Below are 15867 nucleotides of genomic sequence, written 5' to 3' on the forward strand. Positions count from 1 at the left end.
TTGAAAGATATTAAATTATTGGTTTTATAAATCTAAAATTAAACAACCTAAATCTGTTTATTGTTAACAAAAGCTTAAAATAAGACATTGTATATTTGCCATTAGATTATTTAGGCGTTCCCTAACGGTCAGGATTTCGGCAGTAGCTCTTTTCAAGGAGCTCCAACACAGGCCTCAATCCTTAACGGTAAACTGACAAAAAAATGAAACAGTATATTTCAGAAAGCATAGGTACCTTCGGTTTAATATTTTGTGGCTGTGGCGCCATGACCATCAACGAAATTACAAATGGGGCCATATCGCATGTGGGCGTGGCGGCAACTTGGGGACTCATTGTTATGGGTATGATTTATGCCTTCGGAGAAATTTCAGGGGCCCATTTTAACCCCGCAGTAACAATAAGTTTTGCGGTAGCTAAAAAATTTCCTTGGCAAAAAGTACCACCTTACATTTTAGCACAAGCTATAGGCGCCATCGCCGCCATAGCACTATTGTGGTTCCTGTTTCCCCAAAGCCAATATTTAGGAGAAACCACGCCTGCCGATAATTTCCCTGCTTACAAAGCAGCAATTTTAGAGTTTATATTAACCTTCTTTTTAATGGTTGTTATTATAAACGTATCTACCGGAAGTAAAGAAATAGGTACTATGGCCGGCATAGCCATTGGTGCTGTTATTCTTTTAGAAGCCATGTTTGCAGGCCCCATGACCAAAGCTTCTATGAACCCCATTCGCTCCTTAGCTCCAGCCCTTTTTACAGGTAATTTTCAATATTTATGGCTCTATATTTTAGCTCCTATCTCTGGCGCTATAGCAGCAGTTTCCAGTTGCAAACTGGTAAAAGACAACAATTGTTGTTAACCGCAAAAATATTAATAAAAATTTTTGTTTAACTTTTTTCTTTTTTTGTTAAACATTTTGTATCTTTACCATAAATAAAGAATTATGGCAAAGAAGAAAGCACCCTCAAAACATGATTTATTATCGGCTTACATTGATTTTGTGCTCACACACAATGAGAATCCAAAGTCTGTGTATGGGTTCACCAAAATGAATAATACAGACGAAAGCGAGTTTTACAAATATTTTGCCTCCTTTCAAGCCATAGAAAGTGCAGTATTCACATCGTTTTTTGAAAACAGTATGACCGTTTTGGAACAAACTGAACAATACCAAACATTTGATGCCAGAAATAAGCTATTAGCTTTCTACTTTACTTTTTTTGAAATCTTATCAGTGAATAGAAGTTTTGTACTCTATGTATTGAAAAAATACGACAACAGTTTAAAATTTGCACCAGCGCTAAAGGGGTTAAAACTTGTATTTATACAATATGTAGCATCACTTGGTATCCAAATGATAGACATAAAACAAGCACAATTAGAGCGTATGCAACAGCGAACCTTAAAAGAATCGGCTTGGATCCAACTGCTTATTACCATGAAATTCTGGAAAGAGGATCATTCTAATGCCTTTGAAAAAACCGACATTTTTATTGAGAAATCGGTGAATACCACTTTTGATATTCTTAACGTTGCTCCCCTTGAAAGTATGATGGACTTAGGTAAATTTCTTTTTAAAGAAACCTTTAGCATGAATTAAAACCCCTGTTGCATGAAAACCATAGATTCCATACCCACAAGCAAAATACAAAGAGCCACTAAACTGGTTTCAACTGGAGCAAAAGTTGGTGTGAATTACTTAAAATATTACGGTGATAAGCTTGTAAACGATAATGTTATTGCCAAATCCAGACTGGATGCTAATAATGCCAATGACATATACAATGGTTTGAAACAACTTAAGGGAAGTGCTTTAAAAGTAGCGCAAATGCTAAGCATGGAAAAAAGTATATTACCGCAAGCTTATGTTGAAAAATTTTCATTAGCTCAGTTTTCCGTGCCTCCTTTATCGCCACCTTTAGTCTTCAAAACTTTTAAAAAATATTTAGGAAAATCCCCTTATGAACTATTTGATACTTTCAATGCAACTTCTGTAAACGCTGCAAGCATCGGTCAGGTGCATCAGGCAGAAAAATATGGGAGAAAACTTGCTGTGAAAATCCAATATCCAGGAGTTGCAGAAAGTATCGCTTCAGATTTGGCTATGGTAAAACCCGTGGCAATAAGCATGTTCAATATCAAGGGTAAAGATTCTGATAAATATTTCCAAGAAGTAGAAGACAAATTAACGGAAGAAACAAATTATTTGTTAGAAATAGCGCAAAGCAAAGAAATTTCTAAAGCTTGTGCTCATATTCCTAATCTAGAGTTTCCAAATTATTATGATGAGCTTTCTTCAGAGCGTATAATAACGATGGATTTTATGGATGGTGAACATCTTTCAGAATTTACAAAGCGTAACAAAAATCAAGAATTGGCTAACTTGTTAGGTCAAGCACTATGGGATTTTTATATGTTTCAAATTCATGAACTTAAAAAAGTACATGCCGATCCGCATCCGGGTAACTTCCTCATTTCTAATGACGGTAAATTAATAGCTCTTGATTTTGGGTGTATGAAACAAATACCCAACACGTTTTATAACCCTTATTTTGAATTGGCAAAAAAAGAAAACTTAGAAAACAAGAGATACTTCAAACAAAAACTTTTTGAATTAGAAATTTTAAAAGAAGAAGATTCTGAAGATGAAAAGGCTTTTTTCACTACCATGTTTCATGATATGCTGAGCGTATTTACACAGCCCTTTCACAAAGACACTTTTGATTTTTCAGACCAAGATTTTTTCTCTCAAATAGTCCAACTTGGTGAACGATATTCAAAAAGTGCCAATTTAAAAAAGATGAATGGTAACAGAGGTTCTAAACATTTCATTTACATCAACCGAACTTTCTTTGGTTTGTATAACCTGATGTTTGATTTGAAAGCAGATGACATAACAATCAATAACTACATCACTTTACAATGACATTCTTTTCAGATTCAGATATACAGGCGCTTAACCATATATACAGAATTAACCTAATTAACAGTTGTTCTGGTTATAAATCGGCAAATCTTATTGGCACAAAATCCTTAGATAATATTGAAAATGTAGCTGTTTTTAGTTCAGTAACGCATTTAGGATCAAGCCCGGCACTCCTAGGCTTTTTTCTCAGGCCAACCACTGTGTTACGCAACACCTATGAAAACATAAAAGCCACAGGCTCATACACCATCAATCACATTTTTGAAGGGGTTCTACAAGAGGCACACCATACCTCTGCAAAATATGATGCCAATGTTTCTGAATTTGAAGTCACCCATCTCCAAGCCGAATATAAAATAGGATACTCTGCACCTTTTGTAAAATACAGTCCAGTACAAATGGCCATGCAGTATGTGGAAGAATATCCCATTAAAGCGAATAACACCATACTAGTTGTAGGTAAAATAACAGGATTGTTTGTTGAAGATAGACTAATTACTGAAGATGGGTTTGTAAACCTATCAGAAGGGAATATTGCAGCGATAAACGGTCTTGATGGTTATGCCATTCCAAAGAGCAACAAACGTTTTGGCTATCAAAGACCCAAAGCACTAAGTTCAATGTTATGACTATTTTAGTAACAGGAGCCACGGGCTACATAGGTAAGCGACTTATCCCCATGTTATTACACCATGGACATACAGTGGTTTGTGCCATAAGAGACCGCATGCGTGCAGATAAACATTACAGTGACGAAGAAAATATTTTTTTCATAGAAGTTGACTTTTTAAAACCAGAAACTCTTAAAAACATTCCTCATGCTATTGATGTAGCCTATTACCTCATTCATTCTATGTCAAACTCTTCAAGAGATTTTAAATCTTTAGAAGCCCAATGTGCAAAAAATTTTAAAACATATATAGAACAAACAGATGTTAAACAGGTCATATACTTAAGTGGTATTACCAACGATAATAATTTATCTGAACACCTTAGCTCAAGACAACAGGTAGAACAACTTTTAAAGTCTGAAACATATGCCTTAACAACATTTAAGGCAGGTATAATTGTGGGTTCTGGAAGTTCCTCTTTTGAAATTATTAGAGATTTGGTTGAAAAACTCCCTTTTATGATTGCTCCTAAATGGCTCAATACAAAAACACAACCTATTGCTGTTCGGGATGTACTTCATTTTTTACATCGAGCGGCTGGCCATCAAGAACTGTATAATAAAGCCTATGATATTTTTGGACCAGAAACCCTGACCTACAAACAAATGCTTTTACAATTTGCCGAGGTAAGGCATTTAAAAAGACGCATTTTAACCGTCCCAGTTATGACTCCAAAATTATCATCGTATTGGCTATATTTTGTTACCTCAACCTCTTACAAATTAGCCTCCGCCTTGGTAGATAGTATGGGCGTAGAAATAATTGGCAACCCCAGCAGCATTAATCAACTACTAAATATAAAGCCTCTAACTTATAAAAAATCTGTAGCCTTAGCGTTTGAAAAAATAGAACAAAATGGTATTATCTCCAGCTGGAAAGACTCTATCGTGAGTAGTGGCAGACTAAATAAAAACCTTCACAAATACATTAATGTGCCAAAATTTGGCTGTTTCAAAGATTACAAAGAGCTCCCTGTAAATAATGCCGAAAAAACTCTTGATAAAATTTGGGCGATTGGAGGAAAAACAGGCTGGTATTACGGTAACATTTTATGGAGAATGAGAGGGTATGTAGACAAGGCATTTGGCGGAATTGGTTTACGACGAGGAAGAACCAATCCAGTAGATTTAGATGCTGGTGATGCGCTTGATTTTTGGCGAGTCATTTTTGCGGATAAAACACAACAAAAACTACTATTATATGCTGAAATGCGTTTGCCTGGTGAAGCCTGGCTTGAATTTAAAATTGAAAACAATGTATTAAAGCAAACAGCAACCTTTAGGCCGCGAGGTATATGGGGCAGATTATACTGGTTTGGAGTCTTGCCATTTCATGGTCTAATCTTTAATGGTATGATTAATAAATTAGTTGCTGTTTGATTTGAGAAAACAACATTTACCACAAAAAATTTGTCCAGCTTGCAAGCGTCCGTTTTCATGGCGAAAGAAATGGGATAAAAATTGGTCTAATGTAAATGTCCAAAATGGAACAAGCGTTTTATCAATTTAAACTAGGTCATGACTACCCTTTTCCCATTATAGATTTAGAGGCGGCACGTAAAACAGCTAGCAATACCTTTTGGAATTTAAGAAAACACACCTTAAATAGGTCGGTAACCAACAGTAAAAGTATCAAGTAATACAGGGTTAATCCAAAATTATAAGTTTTTCTAATAGTGCTATTACATATTTTGTTTAATTTTTTTTATTATTTATTAAACATTTTGTAGTTTTGAGTAATATGGAAAACGTATGATACTCAATTCAACATTTTACAATAAGGAAGAAAAGCAAATTTTAAAAGATCTGGTCGGTGATTCTTTTTCATTCTTTGAGTCAATTAAAATAGGTGGTATAGGATCAAAACGAATGATCATTAATGATGTTAGTCCGAACCTAAAGCCATACATAAATAAAGTGGCCGATATCAATTATGCCAATATTGAATTAAGAAAAAAAGGCATTTTAATATACATTAATAAAGGCCTGAAAAATTTCACTTGGGCCATTCCCTTTTTTCAATTGGTTATTTACAAAACCAATGGTTCAAGCATTCATGCGCAAGGAAAGTTTATTAATTTTTTGAATAACAAAACCTTTAAAGAGAATAAAAAGTTTTTCACCAAGTTGATGGATTTAAAAACTGAATACGATTTACAATATAATTTTCAAAATTTATGATTCAGCAGGCTACAGATAGAATTATTGAAATGGCTTGGGAAGATTGCACTCCATTTGAAGCCATCTCCTTTCAGTTTGGGTTGGCTGAAAAAGAGGTCATAAAACGGATGCGTACCGAATTAAAACCTTCAAGTTTTAAGTTATGAAGAAAACGTGTTCAGAATAGAAAAACGAAACACCAAAAAAACGAGACTTTAAATTAGGGTGTTTTAAATGTACTCGTCAAAGATATATTTCAATTAATAAAATATCAAAACGCTAAGGTGCTTTGATTAGCTATCAATAATACAGCACAAAAAGAAACTATGGAACTAGAAACATTAAAAACAAAAAAAAACGGACATAAATTAAACGGTTTTACAATAGATGATATTGGAGATGACCATCTTTACACTGGTGTTGAAACTCCTTTAAAGGCAGATGCCTTCAAAATTTCCGATACAGAAAAAAAAGAGCGTATTGCCATACTGTTTCAAGAAATTATGGATGTTATGGGCTTAGATCTGACAGACGATTCCTTGAAAGGTACTCCTGAACGCGTAGCCAAAATGTATATTGATGAGATTTTTTCTGGTTTAAATCCAAAAAACAAACCAAAAATTGCATTGTTTGATAATAAATATAACTATAACCAAATGCTGGTAGAAAAAAATATTTCGTTTTATTCAAATTGCGAGCATCATTTTGTTCCCATTATAGGTAAAGCGCATGTAGCATATATCTCGTCGGGTAAGGTTATTGGCTTATCTAAGCTCAATAGAATGGTGCAATATTACGCCAAACGACCTCAGGTTCAAGAACGTTTAACCAACCAAATAGCTAAAGATCTGCAAGATATTTTAAACACCAATGATATTGCTGTAATAATAGATGCAAAACACCTGTGTGTTTCATCACGAGGTATAAAAGATGACACATCTTCAACGGTTACTGCCTTTTATAGTGGAAAATTTAAAAGCCCTGAAAAAATTAGAGAATTACAAAACTTTTTAAATAATTAAAATTATGGACGTAATAAACAGAGCTTTAGAGTTTGAGCAAAGAAAGACAAAATCACTCTCAACCAGTGATCGCGTAAAACTATCAAGAGAAGCCAAAACCTTGATTTTAGACCTCAACCAAATCTATAAACAAAAAAAAGACGAACGTATTATGGACATCATGAAAAGGCTAACAGTAATAAAACGCAAGGTGGAAAAGCGATTAAAAGGGCGTTTGTTATAATGGTAATGGGACCTCTTTTTTTCTTTAAAGTATTAAATTTTACTTAATTAAACATTGTAAAAATTAATAATAACATAGTTTTTGTTATATTGTCCGATTATGAAAGGAACCAATCTCTGTTCCGACATAAAACATTGGTATAAAGATTAAACAAACACTATGGAGCTTATTGAACGTGCTTTAGAATTTGAGCAGCGCAAACACACTTTTAAAACAACTAGCGAACGCATTGAATCTTCTAGAGAAGTTAAAGACTTAATACTTAGTTTAAACACTATTTATAAAGAGAATAAAGATCCTGAAATCATGGATCTTATGAAACGCTTAACCGCGATAAAACAAAAAATAGAGAAAAGGCTTAAGGGCAGGCCATAACGAAAATAATGCCCTGAAACCATATGAAAACAGTAATTCTTGTAGGTGGTAGTAAGGGCATTGGAAATGCCATTCTAAACAAACTTGTTGGCACTCATCAAGTTATAAACATCAGCAGAACCGCACCTGCTGAATCACATCACAATTTAACACACCATACGTGTGATATACTCAATGATGAATTGCCTGTAATTAATAATGCCGATCAGCTTATTTATTGCCCCGGAAGCATCAATCTTAAGCCCATTTCAAAATTAAGCTTAGAAGACTTTAAGAACGATTTTGAAATAAACGTTTTGGGGGCTGTGAAAACGATTCAACAATATCTGCCCCTTTTAAAAGATGGGCAAAATCCCTCTATATTATTATTCAGCACCGTAGCCGCAAAATTAGGTATGCCTTACCACGCCAGTATTGCCGCTTCTAAAGGAGGGGTTGAAGGCTTGGTTAAATCTTTGGGGGCTGAATTAGCACCATCTATAAGAATAAATGCCATAGCGCCTACTGTGACTAACACAGATTTGGCTGCAAGGCTTTTAAGAAATGAAAAAATGATAGCAAACATAACAGAAAGACACCCTCTGAAAAAATTTCTATCACCAGAAGAAGTTGCAGACATGGCAATTTTTTTAATTTCTGAAAACGCGAATTCTATTTCAGGTCAGGTTTTTGAAATGGATTGCGGTATTGTAAGTTTCAAAATATAATATTATGAGTTTAAATGCTATACTTCGTCCAAAACTAAATCGAAATCAATCTAATGACGCTTCAAATGAGATTAACCTTTATGATATTGAAATAAACGCGCTGAATGGCCAGCCTGTTCATTTAGAAACCTTTCGTGGTAAATATCTTTTATTTGTAAATGTAGCTTCACAATGCGGCTTTACCAAGCAATATAAAGCGCTTCAAGACTTGCAAAACAAATACAATGATAAATTACAAATTATAGGCGTGCCTTGTAATCAATTTGGTGGTCAAGAGCCCGGAAATGCCGAAGATATAAAAAACTTTTGCTCGGTTAATTACGGGGTTTCGTTCTTAATAACCGAAAAAATTGAAGTAAAAGGAAATAACCAGCACCCTTTGTATCAATGGCTTACCCAGAAAAAATATAATAAGGTTAAATCTTCCTCGATACGCTGGAATTTTCAAAAATACTTGATAAGCCCAGACGGGAAATTAATCGATTATTATTACTCCATAACCCAACCTAATAGTTCAAAAATTTTAAAACACCTAAATTAAATTGCTATGTTCGGATTTTTAAAAAGACAATCAAAAAAACAAAAATTAGAAAAAAAGTTCAAACAACTTATGCAGGAGTGGCATGCCTTATCGCAAATAGATAGATCTGAAAGTGACAAAAAATTTGCCGAAGCACAAGCGATTGCAAAAATATTAAACAAACTAAAACATGAAGTTGCTTAAATATAGTGTTGTATTCTTAATTATAAATTTTTTAGCCTTGTATCTAGGCAACCTGCTAATGGCCAATGGCCCGCGAACAGATTGGTATAAAAACCTGAATCAAGCGTCTTGGACGCCTCCCGGTTGGGTATTTGGTGCAGCCTGGACCATTATTATGATTTGCTTCTCCATATATATGGCCTGGCTATATGATAGCATACAACATAAAGTTATTCTCTTGTTTTCTATTCAGTTTATACTCAATGTAATATGGAACTACGTATTTTTCAACCAACACCTAGTAGGTACCGGATTAATTGTAATAACCCTGTTAACGGCAGTAGTAACTATATTTCTTTTCAAATATTTTCATGTGCTCAAATACAAGTCACTATTCATTGCCCCGTACTTTATTTGGCTTTGTATTGCTACTTCACTTAATATGTATATTTACATACACAACTAACCATGAAAATTTACAGATTACACAAAACGCAAAAATTGCCCATTTCTGTTGATGACGCTTGGACATTTCTTTCAAATCCGGCAAACCTAAAAATCATAACCCCAGATTATATGGGATTCAATATCTTATCTGGTGCAGACAGACCCATGTTTGCAGGGCAAATCATTCAATACATAGTTACCCCCGTATTGGGTATTAAAACCACATGGGTAACCGAGATTACCCATTGTATTAACAGAGAATATTTTGTAGATGAACAGCGTTTTGGCCCTTACGCTTTATGGCATCACAAGCATTTTATAAAGAAAATTGATGGCGGTGTTGAAATGGAAGATATTATTGATTACAAAATGCCAATGGGAATGCTTGGTCAATGTGTGCATCCCTTCTTAGTGAAACCCAAGCTTGAAAATATTTTTAACTACAGAATGGCAAAATTAGAAGCCCTCTTTGGAACCTACAAAAGATAATGAAAGACACTATAGCAATTTTTTGGTTCAGGAGAGACCTGAGGCTTGATGATAATCACGGCTTTTATAAAGCACTTATAGGAGATTACAAAGTGCTTCCTATATTTATTTTTGATTCTGAAATTTTAAATGAATTACCAAAAGATGACGCTAGGGTTTCCTTTATATATGACACTCTAAATGCATTAAACAAAACACTTAAAACAAAATGGAATAGCCAGATTCACCTATTTTATGGTACTCCCATAGATGTTTACAAGCAAATTGTAAAAGACTACAACGTGGCCTCGGTATTTACCAATCATGATTACGAACCCTATGCTAAGCAACGCGATGAAGAAATTAAAATATTTTTGAAATCGAAACGCATCACATTTCTAAGCTTTAAAGATCAGGTAGTCTTTGAAAAAAATGAAGTTTCTAAAGCGGATGGAACCCCCTATTTAGTATACACCCCATACTTGAAGGCATGGAAAAACAAATTTAAGGACGTAAATTTAAAACCCTTCCCTTCAAAAAATCACCTTAATAACCTTATTTCTAATATTGAAACTGCACCAATTGAGTTAAAAGATATTGGATTTAAACCATCCTCGCAAACTATTGCTCCTTATGAATTGAATCCGTCTTTAATTCAAAACTATGAAGCGCTTAGAAACTTTCCAGCGAAACATGCCACATCAAGAATTGGTCCGCACTTACGTTTTGGTACAATCAGCATCAGGAAAACCATGAAACAAGCCATATCTGAGACGAATGAAATATTCTGGCAAGAGCTAATTTGGCGTGAATTTTTCATGCAGATACTTTGGCATTTTCCTAATACAACGCACGACAGTTTTAAGCCTAAATATGATAGAATTGTATGGCGTAATAATAACGATGAGTTTAAGTTATGGTGTGAAGGAAAAACAGGATATCCGCTGGTTGACGCTGGGATGCGAGAATTAAATGAAACGGGCTTTGTGCACAACCGAGTGCGCATGCTTGTGGGCAGTTTTTTATGTAAACACCTGCTTATTGATTGGCGTTGGGGAGAGGCTTATTTTGCTAAAAAACTTCATGATTATGAGATGGCAAGTAACATAGGCAACTGGCAATGGGTAGCAGGTTGCGGTGTTGATGCAGCCCCTTATTTTAGAATTTTCAATCCTACAACGCAAATCAAAAAATTTGACAAAGATTTAAAATACATTAAGCGATGGATTCCTGAGTTTGATGAGCTAACCTACCCTAACCCCATAGTAGACCATAAATTTGCTAGAGAACGTTGTTTAAATACTTATAAAGTTGCTCTAAATAATTAATTCTATATACATAAATGAGTTATAAAATAATATTTGCGGCCATGACTAACGTATGATATATATCACCTGTAATCGATTATAAATTTCATATTTTTAGGATAGAGATAAAAACAACTTATATGACCGATTTACAAATAGCAAAAACCATAACACTTCAACCCATAACAAACATATCCCAAAAATTTGGCATTGACCCCGATGATATAGAAATGTATGGCAAATACAAAGCGAAACTGCCCTTAACCGCTATTGACAGGGAAAAAGCCAATAAAAGCAATCTTATTTTAGTTTCAGCCATTTCACCCACACCCGCTGGTGAAGGTAAAACCACTATGTCTATTGGCTTATCGGAAGCCCTAAATCAGCTCAATAAAAAAACAACCGTGGTATTAAGAGAGCCATCTTTAGGTCCTGTTTTTGGCATAAAAGGTGGCGCCACGGGTGGAGGATATTCACAGGTGTTACCTATGGAAGATATTAACCTTCATTTTACTGGTGATTTTGCTGCCATTGAAAAAGCGCACAATTTATTATCAGCCCTTATAGATAATAATATTCAAAGTAAAACCAACTCGTTACGAATTGACCCACGAACCATAGGTTGGAAACGTGTAGTAGACTTAAATGATCGTGCTTTAAGGCATGTTATTGTGGGGTTAGGAGGCACAAGTTCTGGAGTTCCAAGAGAAACAGGGTTTGACATTACAGCGGCTTCTGAAATCATGGCCATACTCTGCTTAGCTGAAAGCTTGACAGATTTAAAAAACCGATTGGGCCATATTTTTATTGGTTATACTTATGATAAAGTTCCCGTTTTTGCGAGAGATTTAAAGGCAGAAGGTGCTATGGCTGTATTACTCAAAGATGCTATAAAACCCAACTTAGTGCAAACCATTGAAGGGAATCCTGCTATAATACACGGTGGTCCCTTTGCTAATATTGCCCAAGGCACCAATACGGTATTAGGTACTTTAATGGGTATGTCGCACTCAGAATATACGGTTACAGAAGCTGGATTTGGATTTGATTTAGGCGCAGAAAAGTTTTTTGACATCAAATGCCAAAGTGCAGGCCTAAACCCAAAAGCTGTAGTTTTAACTACAACCATAAGAGCTCTAAAATATCATGGTGGTTCAGATTTAAAATCGCTTACAACTCCTGATTTAAAGGCTTTAAAAAAGGGATTACCTAATCTTGAAAAACATCTGGAAAACATCACAAAGTTTAACGTACTACCTGTTATTGCGATTAACCGCTTTACATCTGACAGTGACGACGAAATTGAACTTATTAAAGCTTTTGCTCAACTTAAAGACATAAAAGTAGCCTTAGCTAATGTATGGGCAGAAGGTGGAAAGGGCGCAATTGAACTTGCAAAACATGTTATTGATATCGTAGAATCAAAAGCGTCTAATTTTAAACCACTCTATAATTGGAAAGCAGATGTAAAGGCTAAAATTGAAACGATTGCTACTGAAATTTATGGAGCTGAACATGTTGATTACAGCTCAAAAGCTAAGACTCAATTGAACCAAATATCGGCCTTAGGGTTAAATGATTTACCGGTGTGCATTGCTAAAACGCAAAAGTCTCTATCAGATAACCCGAAATTATTAGGGCGCCCAAAAGATTTTATAATCACCGTAAGAGAGATTGAAATAGCAGCTGGTGCAGGATTTCTAATTCCCATTACTGGCGACATTATGCGTATGCCCGGACTCCCAGTTCATCCTTCATCTGAAGGTATTGATATTAATGATGCCGGTGAAATTACGGGGTTATTCTAATAGAATTTTAATCGATTCGTTCAATATGTGCGCCTATAGCGCGTAAACGTTCGTCAATATTTTCATACCCGCGATCAATCTGTTCTATATTCTGAATAGTTGATGTCCCTTTCGCCGATAAGGCAGCAATTAATAATGATACCCCAGCACGAATATCTGGAGATGTCATGGTTGTAGCTTTTAAAGTTGATTTAAAATCATGGCCTATAACCGTAGCTCTGTGCGGATCACAAAGAATAATCTTCGCGCCCATATCAATCAGTTTATCCACAAAAAACAATCTACTCTCAAACATTTTTTGATGCACTAAAACACTGCCTCGGGCTTGTGTAGCTACTACTAGTATAATACTTAACAAATCGGGCGTAAATCCAGGCCAAGGCGCATCTGCAATGGTTAAAATAGAACCATCAATAAAACTTTGAATCTCATACCCGTCATTATGCGCAGGAATATGAATATCATCTCCTCTCCTTTCAACGGTTATTCCTAATTTTCTAAATGTTTCAGGAATCAACCCTAAATCATTCCAAGATACATTGGTGATGGTCAGTTCGCTTTTTGTCATCGCTGCCAAACCTATCCAACTTCCTATTTCAATCATATCAGGAAGCATTGTATGCTCGGTACCACCTAAACGGTCTACCCCTTCAATAACCAACATATTAGACCCTACTCCACTAATTTTTGCCCCCATTCTATTGAGCATTTTACATAACTGTTGCAGGTATGGTTCACAGGCTGCATTATAAATAGTGGTTTTACCTTCAGCAAGAACAGCGGCCATTAATATATTTGCTGTTCCCGTTACAGAAGCCTCTTCAAGCAACATGTACGTTCCTTTCAGCCGTTCAGCTTCTACACCGTAAAACTGTTCTTCTTTACTGTAGCCAAATTTAGCGCCAAGTTTTATTAAACCTTCAAAATGGGTATCTAATCGGCGGCGACCAATTTTATCTCCCCCTGGTTTTGGGATGTAGCCTCTACCAAAACGTGCTAAAAGCGGTCCTACAATCATGATAGACCCACGTAAACCGCGACCATCAATCTTAAATTGATCAGATTCTAAATATGCTAAATTAACCTGATCTGCCTGAAACGTGTAAACACCTTTGCTTAATTTTTCAACCTTAACCCCTAACTTTTTAAGTAAGGCAATGAGTTTATTTACATCAACAATATCAGGAATGTTGTTAATGGTTATTTTTTCTGAAGTTAATAAAACTGCGCATAAAATCTGTAAGGCTTCGTTTTTGGCACCCTGCGGCTGAATGCTTCCTTTTAGTTGATGCCCGCCTTCAATTTTAAATGTTCCCATGAAATACTAGAAGCGTTTTCTTTGTCGGTTATTTGAATTCTTTTTCTGGTGTCCCTTTTTATTACTAGAAAATTTATTTTTTGAACGCATCAAGCTTGTAGCGTCTGATAATTCTTCTGTAGAATTTTTTAAATTTATCTTGCCTTCTGAAAGTTCATACAAGTGATCATAAATTACAGCATCTTCAACCGTATCTTTGTTCCAATTTAAGAAACACTTTTTCATATGATTGGCAATAGTAAAAGATAGCGCCTCTTTCATATCACCTTCTTCCCAAGTATTGGCCACATCTATCATCGTTTTAATATTATTTCCGTAGAAACGATATTTTGGAAAATTCTGCGGATACTTCAAGGGCTCTGGGCGCGCATAAATTAAGTCCTTTGTTGGTTTTTCATAAGGTGAATCAACATCTAATTCAAAATTTGACATGATAAACAACTGATCCCAAAGCTTGTGCTGAAAATCAGGCACATCTCTTAAATGTGGCTGCATATTTCCCATCACAGAAATTATGGCCTTGGCTAATTTATTGCGTTCTTCTTTACTTTCTATAGTTTTGGCATGATTAATCATTTTCTGCATATGTCTTCCATATTCTGGAATGATTAAATGTTCACGCTCTGTGTTGTATTCTAAATTATCAATCAAAATAAATGTGTAGAGTTAAAAAATGTAATGCATGAAGTATTTCTGCATGCGCAAAATACAAAAAAAAACTAAAGACTTATGACGCCGTCAATTTTTTCTGCAACTTCTTTGTATTTGGCAATTACCGCATCAGGATTTTTCATAGTTACATTAATGGAAACACTTGTATATTTTCCATTTTTAGAGGCTTTGGTATCAATAACAGCTCCCAAATTATTAAAAAGGTTTTCAATTTTATTGATTTTTTCAGGATCTGAAACTACAATAAATTTATAAAGATATTCTGAAGGCCAAAGGGCAGTATCCTGTAATTGCTTTTTTAATTTTTTATAAAATTCTTCTGAATTCGGTGTATCGTTCATAATTCATTTTTGTATTGCAAATATACAGTTTCATCTGTTTATTTAGTGTCTTTTTAACAGTATCGCTAAACATAATTAACATGAAAGCCGAACTAGAATAGGTAAAAGAAATTATTGACAAAACCTTCATTTTTTTTATCGCTTGTAAATTCCGATTTTTACAGCAAATTTTAAAATTTGACCACAAATAAAATTGTAATAACGGGTGGCCCTGGAACAGGCAAATCATCTCTTATCAATGAACTGATAAAAAGGAATCATATTTGCTTGGAAGAAATTTCAAGAGCGGTTACCTTAAAAGCTCAAAAAGAAGGCATTGAACAGTTGTTTTTAACAAACCCGTTGTTGTTTAGTGACTTACTTTTAAAAGGACGTCTAGAACAATATAAACTTGCTGAAAAACATGCCGATAAAACGGTTTTTTTTGACCGTGGAGTGCATGATGTTTTAGCGTATATGGACTATATTGGAGATACCTATCCGCAACGATTTAAGGAGGCTTGCTCGCATTCAAAATACGATGCTGTTTTCATTTTAAAACCATGGAAAGACATCTATACCAGTGATAATGAACGTTATGAAAATTTTGAACAAGCACAGCATATTCACAAACATCTGGTAAACACTTATGAAGCTTATAACTATACGTTAATTGATGTCCCTTTTGATACTGTTGAAAACAGAACAGATTTTATATTGAATACCTTGGGTTTATAAAC

At 34.9% G+C, this 15867-nt stretch carries 22 protein-coding genes and 1 pseudogene; 20 read left to right on the forward strand and 3 right to left on the reverse strand.

Features of this window, described 5'->3' with window-relative positions:
• Positions 1–203: 203 nt before the first annotated feature.
• From FGF67_RS14365 to FGF67_RS14450, 19 genes and pseudogenes are all read left to right on the forward strand, one after another.
• The gene (locus FGF67_RS14365; protein ID WP_139698455.1) at positions 204–860 is read left to right on the forward strand and encodes an MIP/aquaporin family protein; all 657 of its coding nucleotides are present in this window, start codon (positions 204–206) and stop codon (positions 858–860) included.
• Positions 861–944: 84 nt separating this feature from the next.
• Entirely contained in the window at positions 945–1601 is a 657-nt protein-coding gene (locus FGF67_RS14370; RefSeq protein ID WP_139698456.1) for a TetR family transcriptional regulator C-terminal domain-containing protein, read from the forward strand.
• 12 nt (positions 1602–1613) lie between these two features.
• The gene (locus FGF67_RS14375) at positions 1614–2927 is read left to right on the forward strand and encodes an ABC1 kinase family protein (protein WP_139698457.1); all 1314 of its coding nucleotides are present in this window, start codon (positions 1614–1616) and stop codon (positions 2925–2927) included.
• Positions 2924–3556, forward strand: a complete 633-nt coding sequence (locus tag FGF67_RS14380) for a flavin reductase family protein (protein ID WP_139698458.1) — start codon at positions 2924–2926, stop codon at positions 3554–3556. The genes FGF67_RS14375 and FGF67_RS14380 overlap by 4 nt, the downstream gene beginning before the upstream one ends.
• Entirely contained in the window at positions 3553–4977 is a 1425-nt protein-coding gene (locus tag FGF67_RS14385) for an SDR family oxidoreductase (protein ID WP_139698459.1), read from the forward strand. Before FGF67_RS14380 ends, FGF67_RS14385 begins: the two co-directional genes overlap by 4 nt.
• A gap of 1 nt (position 4978) precedes the next feature.
• Positions 4979–5107, forward strand: coding sequence for a DUF2256 domain-containing protein (locus FGF67_RS14390; protein WP_139698460.1), 129 nt, complete (start codon positions 4979–4981; stop codon positions 5105–5107).
• Positions 5073–5237 (forward strand): hypothetical protein, encoded by a 165-nt coding sequence (locus FGF67_RS17275; RefSeq protein ID WP_199240697.1) that lies wholly within the window; start codon positions 5073–5075, stop codon positions 5235–5237. The genes FGF67_RS14390 and FGF67_RS17275 overlap by 35 nt, the downstream gene beginning before the upstream one ends.
• A gap of 112 nt (positions 5238–5349) precedes the next feature.
• Positions 5350–5778 carry a hypothetical protein gene (locus tag FGF67_RS14395; RefSeq protein WP_139698461.1) on the forward strand — a complete coding sequence of 143 codons (429 nt, stop codon included), beginning with the start codon at positions 5350–5352 and terminating at the stop codon, positions 5776–5778.
• Positions 5775–6040, forward strand: a pseudogene (locus FGF67_RS17560) (TIGR03643 family protein). Before FGF67_RS14395 ends, FGF67_RS17560 begins: the two are co-directional and overlap by 4 nt.
• Positions 6041–6083: 43 nt before the next feature.
• Complete coding sequence (gene folE, locus FGF67_RS14405) at positions 6084–6779, forward strand: GTP cyclohydrolase I FolE (protein WP_139698462.1); 696 nt, start codon at positions 6084–6086, stop codon at positions 6777–6779.
• Between the two features lie 4 nt (positions 6780–6783).
• Complete coding sequence (locus FGF67_RS14410) at positions 6784–7002, forward strand: hypothetical protein (RefSeq protein ID WP_139698463.1); 219 nt, start codon at positions 6784–6786, stop codon at positions 7000–7002.
• A gap of 159 nt (positions 7003–7161) precedes the next feature.
• Complete coding sequence (locus FGF67_RS14415) at positions 7162–7377, forward strand: hypothetical protein (protein ID WP_139698464.1); 216 nt, start codon at positions 7162–7164, stop codon at positions 7375–7377.
• Positions 7378–7400: 23 nt separating this feature from the next.
• Complete coding sequence (locus tag FGF67_RS14420) at positions 7401–8084, forward strand: SDR family NAD(P)-dependent oxidoreductase (RefSeq protein WP_139698465.1); 684 nt, start codon at positions 7401–7403, stop codon at positions 8082–8084.
• Positions 8085–8088: 4 nt separating this feature from the next.
• The gene (locus FGF67_RS14425) at positions 8089–8625 is read left to right on the forward strand and encodes a glutathione peroxidase (protein ID WP_139698466.1); all 537 of its coding nucleotides are present in this window, start codon (positions 8089–8091) and stop codon (positions 8623–8625) included.
• Positions 8626–8631: 6 nt separating this feature from the next.
• Positions 8632–8808 (forward strand): Lacal_2735 family protein, encoded by a 177-nt coding sequence (locus tag FGF67_RS14430; protein ID WP_139698467.1) that lies wholly within the window; start codon positions 8632–8634, stop codon positions 8806–8808.
• The gene (locus tag FGF67_RS14435; RefSeq protein ID WP_139698468.1) at positions 8795–9253 is read left to right on the forward strand and encodes a TspO/MBR family protein; all 459 of its coding nucleotides are present in this window, start codon (positions 8795–8797) and stop codon (positions 9251–9253) included. Before FGF67_RS14430 ends, FGF67_RS14435 begins: the two co-directional genes overlap by 14 nt.
• A 2-nt stretch (positions 9254–9255) precedes the next feature.
• Positions 9256–9723: an SRPBCC family protein gene (locus tag FGF67_RS14440; RefSeq protein WP_139698469.1), complete on the forward strand. Its 468-nt coding sequence runs from the start codon at positions 9256–9258 to the stop codon at positions 9721–9723.
• Positions 9723–11030, forward strand: coding sequence for a cryptochrome/photolyase family protein (locus FGF67_RS14445; protein ID WP_139698470.1), 1308 nt, complete (start codon positions 9723–9725; stop codon positions 11028–11030). The genes FGF67_RS14440 and FGF67_RS14445 overlap by 1 nt, the downstream gene beginning before the upstream one ends.
• 119 nt (positions 11031–11149) lie before the next feature.
• A complete protein-coding gene (locus tag FGF67_RS14450) occupies positions 11150–12817 on the forward strand; it encodes a formate--tetrahydrofolate ligase (RefSeq protein WP_139698471.1) in 1668 nt (555 codons plus the stop codon).
• 7 nt (positions 12818–12824) lie between these two features.
• On the opposite strand, the gene murA is transcribed toward FGF67_RS14450, so the two are convergent.
• The 3 genes from murA to FGF67_RS14465 form a co-directional block, all read right to left on the reverse strand.
• Complete coding sequence (murA, locus tag FGF67_RS14455) at positions 12825–14135, reverse strand: UDP-N-acetylglucosamine 1-carboxyvinyltransferase (protein WP_139698472.1); 1311 nt, start codon at positions 14133–14135, stop codon at positions 12825–12827.
• Between the two features lie 6 nt (positions 14136–14141).
• The gene (locus tag FGF67_RS14460; RefSeq protein ID WP_139698473.1) at positions 14142–14786 is read right to left on the reverse strand and encodes a DUF4290 domain-containing protein; all 645 of its coding nucleotides are present in this window, start codon (positions 14784–14786) and stop codon (positions 14142–14144) included.
• Between the two features lie 68 nt (positions 14787–14854).
• Positions 14855–15148 carry a DUF493 family protein gene (locus tag FGF67_RS14465; RefSeq protein WP_139698474.1) on the reverse strand — a complete coding sequence of 98 codons (294 nt, stop codon included), beginning with the start codon at positions 15146–15148 and terminating at the stop codon, positions 14855–14857.
• Positions 15149–15325: 177 nt separating this feature from the next.
• Between FGF67_RS14465 and FGF67_RS14470 the strand changes: the two genes are divergently transcribed.
• Complete coding sequence (locus FGF67_RS14470) at positions 15326–15865, forward strand: AAA family ATPase (RefSeq protein ID WP_139698475.1); 540 nt, start codon at positions 15326–15328, stop codon at positions 15863–15865.
• The last annotated feature ends 2 nt before the right edge of the window (positions 15866–15867 follow it).

The sequence above is a fragment of the Allotamlana fucoidanivorans genome, from assembly GCF_006265225.1.
GTDB classification, from domain to species: Bacteria; Bacteroidota; Bacteroidia; order Flavobacteriales; family Flavobacteriaceae; genus Allotamlana; species Allotamlana fucoidanivorans.

What these genes read in the sequence shown, in the direction of transcription:
- FGF67_RS14370 (WP_139698456.1), top strand. Translation starts at nt 945, where the DNA reads ATGGCAAAGAAGAAAGCACCCTCAAAACATGATTTATTATCGGCTTAC.
- FGF67_RS14365 (WP_139698455.1), top strand. Translation starts at nt 204, where the DNA reads ATGAAACAGTATATTTCAGAAAGCATAGGTACCTTCGGTTTAATATTT.
- FGF67_RS14385 (WP_139698459.1), top strand. Translation starts at nt 3,553, where the DNA reads ATGACTATTTTAGTAACAGGAGCCACGGGCTACATAGGTAAGCGACTT.
- FGF67_RS14410 (WP_139698463.1), top strand. Translation starts at nt 6,784, where the DNA reads ATGGACGTAATAAACAGAGCTTTAGAGTTTGAGCAAAGAAAGACAAAA.
- FGF67_RS14445 (WP_139698470.1), top strand. Translation starts at nt 9,723, where the DNA reads ATGAAAGACACTATAGCAATTTTTTGGTTCAGGAGAGACCTGAGGCTT.
- FGF67_RS14465 (WP_139698474.1), bottom strand. Translation starts at nt 15,148, where the DNA reads ATGAACGATACACCGAATTCAGAAGAATTTTATAAAAAATTAAAAAAG.
- FGF67_RS14380 (WP_139698458.1), top strand. Translation starts at nt 2,924, where the DNA reads ATGACATTCTTTTCAGATTCAGATATACAGGCGCTTAACCATATATAC.
- FGF67_RS14425 (WP_139698466.1), top strand. Translation starts at nt 8,089, where the DNA reads ATGAGTTTAAATGCTATACTTCGTCCAAAACTAAATCGAAATCAATCT.
- FGF67_RS14435 (WP_139698468.1), top strand. Translation starts at nt 8,795, where the DNA reads ATGAAGTTGCTTAAATATAGTGTTGTATTCTTAATTATAAATTTTTTA.
- FGF67_RS14375 (WP_139698457.1), top strand. Translation starts at nt 1,614, where the DNA reads ATGAAAACCATAGATTCCATACCCACAAGCAAAATACAAAGAGCCACT.
- FGF67_RS14415 (WP_139698464.1), top strand. Translation starts at nt 7,162, where the DNA reads ATGGAGCTTATTGAACGTGCTTTAGAATTTGAGCAGCGCAAACACACT.
- FGF67_RS17275 (WP_199240697.1), top strand. Translation starts at nt 5,073, where the DNA reads ATGTCCAAAATGGAACAAGCGTTTTATCAATTTAAACTAGGTCATGAC.
- FGF67_RS14450 (WP_139698471.1), top strand. Translation starts at nt 11,150, where the DNA reads ATGACCGATTTACAAATAGCAAAAACCATAACACTTCAACCCATAACA.
- FGF67_RS14395 (WP_139698461.1), top strand. Translation starts at nt 5,350, where the DNA reads ATGATACTCAATTCAACATTTTACAATAAGGAAGAAAAGCAAATTTTA.
- FGF67_RS14430 (WP_139698467.1), top strand. Translation starts at nt 8,632, where the DNA reads ATGTTCGGATTTTTAAAAAGACAATCAAAAAAACAAAAATTAGAAAAA.
- murA (WP_139698472.1), bottom strand. Translation starts at nt 14,135, where the DNA reads ATGGGAACATTTAAAATTGAAGGCGGGCATCAACTAAAAGGAAGCATT.
- FGF67_RS14420 (WP_139698465.1), top strand. Translation starts at nt 7,401, where the DNA reads ATGAAAACAGTAATTCTTGTAGGTGGTAGTAAGGGCATTGGAAATGCC.
- FGF67_RS14440 (WP_139698469.1), top strand. Translation starts at nt 9,256, where the DNA reads ATGAAAATTTACAGATTACACAAAACGCAAAAATTGCCCATTTCTGTT.
- folE (WP_139698462.1), top strand. Translation starts at nt 6,084, where the DNA reads ATGGAACTAGAAACATTAAAAACAAAAAAAAACGGACATAAATTAAAC.